Consider the following 3612-nt stretch of genomic DNA (forward strand, 5'->3'; position numbering starts at 1 on the left):
GCCGGCGTTGCTGCTTGAGGCGGTGCTCGCCGTGCGCGCAGCGGCAAAGCAGGCCGCCATCTTTAAGCGAGCGATCGATCTCGGTTGTGGCACCGGCCTCGGCGCGGCAGCTTTTGCTGAGAACGCCGAGAGCTTCATCGGCATCGATCTCTCGCCGGGAATGATCGAGCAGGCCCGCGCCACCGGCCTTTATGCTGCGCTCGAGGTCGACGACATGACATCAGCGCTCACGCGGCAGCCTGATGCGAGCGCCGACCTGATGCTCGCCGCAGACGCGATGGTCTATGTCGGCGAGCTCGCGCCCGTGCTTGGCGAAATCCAACGCGTCTTGATGCCGGGCGGCCTGCTCGCCTTCACCGTCGAGACGCATGACGGCGATGGTGTGATCATGGGCGATGGCCTGCGTACCGCCCATAGCGCGGACTACATCCGCGCCGCGGTCGCGGTGGCCGGCCTGTCGCTCGCGCATCTCGAACCGGCAAGTCCGCGCACCGAGGACAAGGTGCCGGTGCGCGGGCTTGTGGTGGTTGCCGAGAAGTCTTGAGTCTAGACGCTACGCGTTGCGCTGCACGCGACAACTTCGCTCTTGCCGCTCCCAGCGATGTCAGCACAATGCGGACGTCCAGGGAGAATTAAAAAATGAAAAATCATCTGACGCGGCGCGAATTCGGCGCCGCCGCGCTTGCGACCATCGGCGCGTCCACCATCGCTGCGCCTTATGTCTGGGCTGCCGAGAAAAAATATGACGCCGGGGCCAGCGACACCGAGATCAAGCTCGGCCAGACCGTGCCGCATTCGGGGCCGGGCTCGCTCTATGGTGTGCTGGGCCGCATCGGCGAAGCCTATTTCCAGATGCTGAACGATCAGGGCGGCATCAACGGCCGCAAGATCAAATTCCTCACCATGGACGATGCCTACAGCGCGCCGAAATGCGTCGAGGCGACGCGGCGGCTGGTCGAGCAGGAGGAAGTGCTGGCGCTGTTCGGTTCGCTCGGCACCGCGCCGCAGACCGCCGTGCACAAATATCTCAATTCCAAGGGCGTGCCACAACTCTTGCTCAACACCGGCGCGTCCAAATGGAACGATCCGAAGAACTACAAATGGACCATGGCCGGCCTGCCGCTCTATCCGACCGAAGCGCGCATCCTTGCCAAGCACGTGCTCTCGGTGAGGCCGGAGGCGAAGGTCGGCATCCTCTATCAGAACGACGATTTCGGTCGCGACTTCCTGGGACCTTTCAAGAAGGCGCTGGCGGATGCCGGCGGCAAGGCGCAGGTGATCATGGAGCAGACCTATGATCTCACCGACCCCACCGTCGATTCCCAGCTGATCAATCTGTCGAAGTCCGGCGCCGACGTGTTCTACAACATCACGACCGGCAAGGCGACCTCGCAGTCGATCCGCAAGGTCACCGAACTCGGCTGGAAGCCGCTGCAGTTGCTGTCGGCCGGCTCCACCGGTCGCTCGATCCTGAGCGCGGCGGGGCTGGAGAACGCCAAGGGCATCGTCGCGATCCGCTATTCTAAGGACGCCGGCACGCCGCGCTGGAAGGACGATCCGGAGGCGAAGGGCTTCGAGGCGCTGCGGGCGAAATATCTGTCGAACGTCGATCCCGACAACACCATCGCCTATGCCGGTTATGGCCAAGCGGTGACGATGGGCGAGATCCTGCGCCGCTGCGGCGACACGCTGACGCGTGAAAACGTGCTGAAGCACGCCTCGACCCTGGCCGGCTTCCACTCGCCGTTCTTCCTCGACGGCATCGACTACAGCTACACGCCCGACGACTACACGCCAATGAAGACGCTCTACATCTCGATCTTCAACGGCAATGACTGGGACATCTCCGACAAGCCGATGACGGAGTAAGGCTGCCTTTGCCGGCGAGAAGCCGTAGGGTGGGCAAAGCGAAGCGTGCCCACCGCAGCAATGATGGTCTAAAGTGGTGGGCACGGCGCAAGTGCGCCTTTGCCCACCCTACGGCACTGTATCCGTCTCGCCGACCCTCGACGAAGCAGTGACCACTGCTTACCTGTCCCAGGTGCCGCCCCGCGTTTCACCAGCTCCGATCGAAGACGTCACCCTACTGCCGGACCATTTCGCCCGATGGTTCACGGCGCGGGGCTGGGCGCCGCGTAGCCATCAGCTGGCGTTGCTGGAGAAGGCGCGCGCCGACCGCTCGGCACTGCTGATCGCACCGACCGGTGCCGGCAAGACCTTGGCGGGGTTTTTGCCGACCCTGGTGGAGCTGGGTGGGACTGCTCGGTCTGCTTCGCTCTCCTCGCGGGAAGCTCTTTCCGCTTCCTCTCCCCTTGCGGGGGAGGGCCGGGGAGGGGGGACTCCGGGCCAGCTGCCCGCGATATTATCGGCCTCCCAGCAGCCGGCCGCTGCCGATCTCACTCAAAAGGGGGGAGAGGCCAAAAGCAAAGGCCGCGGCGTCATCCGTCCCTCCGGCCTGCACACCCTCTACATCTCGCCGTTGAAAGCGCTCGCGGTCGACATCGCGCGCAACCTCGAGACGCCGATCACCGAGATGGATCTGCCGATCAGGGTCGAGACCCGCACCGGCGACACGCCGGTGTCGCGACGGCAACGCCAGCGCCGCTATCCGCCGGATATCCTGCTGACGACGCCGGAGCAGGTGGCGCTGCTGCTCGCCTCCGACGATGCGCCGTTTCTATTCTCCTCGCTCAAGCGCATTGTACTCGACGAGCTGCATGCGCTGGTCACCTCGAAGCGCGGCGATCTGCTCTCGCTTGCGCTGGCGCGGCTGTGGCGGCTGGCGCCGCAGCTGCGCGCCATCGGATTGTCGGCGACGGTCGCCGAGCCGGAATCTCTGGCGCGCTTCCTGGTGCCGCAGCCGGAGGGCACACTCGCCTCCGCCGATGTCGTTGTCGCCGGCGGCGCCGCGCAACCGATCGTCGAGATGCTGGATACCCGCGAGCGGTTGCCCTGGGCCGGCCACACCGCACGCCACGCGCTCGCTGAGATCTACGAGCTGATCAAGTCCAACAAGACATCGCTGATCTTCGTCAACACCCGCAGCCAGGCAGAGATGCTGTTCCAGCAGCTCTGGAGCATGAACGACGACAATCTCGCCATTGCCCTGCATCACGGCTCGCTCGATGTCGCGCAGCGCCGCAGGGTCGAGGACGCGATGGCGGCGGGCAAGCTGCGCGGCGTGGTCTGCACCTCCTCGCTCGATCTCGGCGTCGACTGGGGTGATGTCGATCTCGTCGTCAATATCGGCGCGCCCAAAGGCTGCTCGCGGCTGATGCAGCGGATCGGCCGCGCCAACCACCGGCTCGACGAGGCCTCACGCGCAGTGCTGGTGCCGGCCAATCGCTTCGAGGTGCTGGAATGCAGCGTCGCGATTGATGCCATCGCCGCGAATGCCCAGGATACGCCGCCGTTGCGCACCGGCGCGCTCGACGTGCTGGCGCAGCATGTGCTCGGCTGCGCCTGCGCCGAGCCCTTTCTCGCCCAGGAACTTTATGCGGAGGTCAAAACCGCTGCGCCCTATGCCAACCTGACACGCAGCGATTTCGACGATGTCGTCGACTTCGTCGCCACCGGCGGCTACGCGCTGAAGACCTATGAGCGCTTCGCGCG

The 3612-nt window shown here is 65.2% G+C and carries 3 protein-coding genes; all 3 read left to right on the top strand.

The features are described 5' to 3' along the window. Positions 1 to 544: class I SAM-dependent DNA methyltransferase (locus tag WA702_RS23905; protein WP_425113026.1), on the top strand; the 544-nt coding region annotated here is incomplete at its 5' end. Positions 545 to 639: 95 nt separating this feature from the next. Continuing rightward, complete coding sequence (locus WA702_RS23910; protein WP_425113027.1) at positions 640 to 1869, top strand: ABC transporter substrate-binding protein; 1230 nt, start codon at positions 640 to 642, stop codon at positions 1867 to 1869. Between the two features lie 172 nt (positions 1870 to 2041). Next, on the top strand, positions 2042 to 3612 hold a 1571-nt coding region (locus WA702_RS23915), incomplete at its 3' end, for a DEAD/DEAH box helicase (RefSeq protein WP_425113028.1).

It is taken from the genome of Bradyrhizobium sp. (assembly GCF_049798375.1).
Taxonomy (GTDB): Bacteria; Pseudomonadota; Alphaproteobacteria; order Rhizobiales; family Xanthobacteraceae; genus Bradyrhizobium.

Excerpts from the sequence above, each read along its gene's own strand:
- WA702_RS23910 (WP_425113027.1), top strand. The coding sequence starts at position 640 with ATGAAAAATCATCTGACGCGGCGCGAATTCGGCGCCGCCGCGCTTGCG.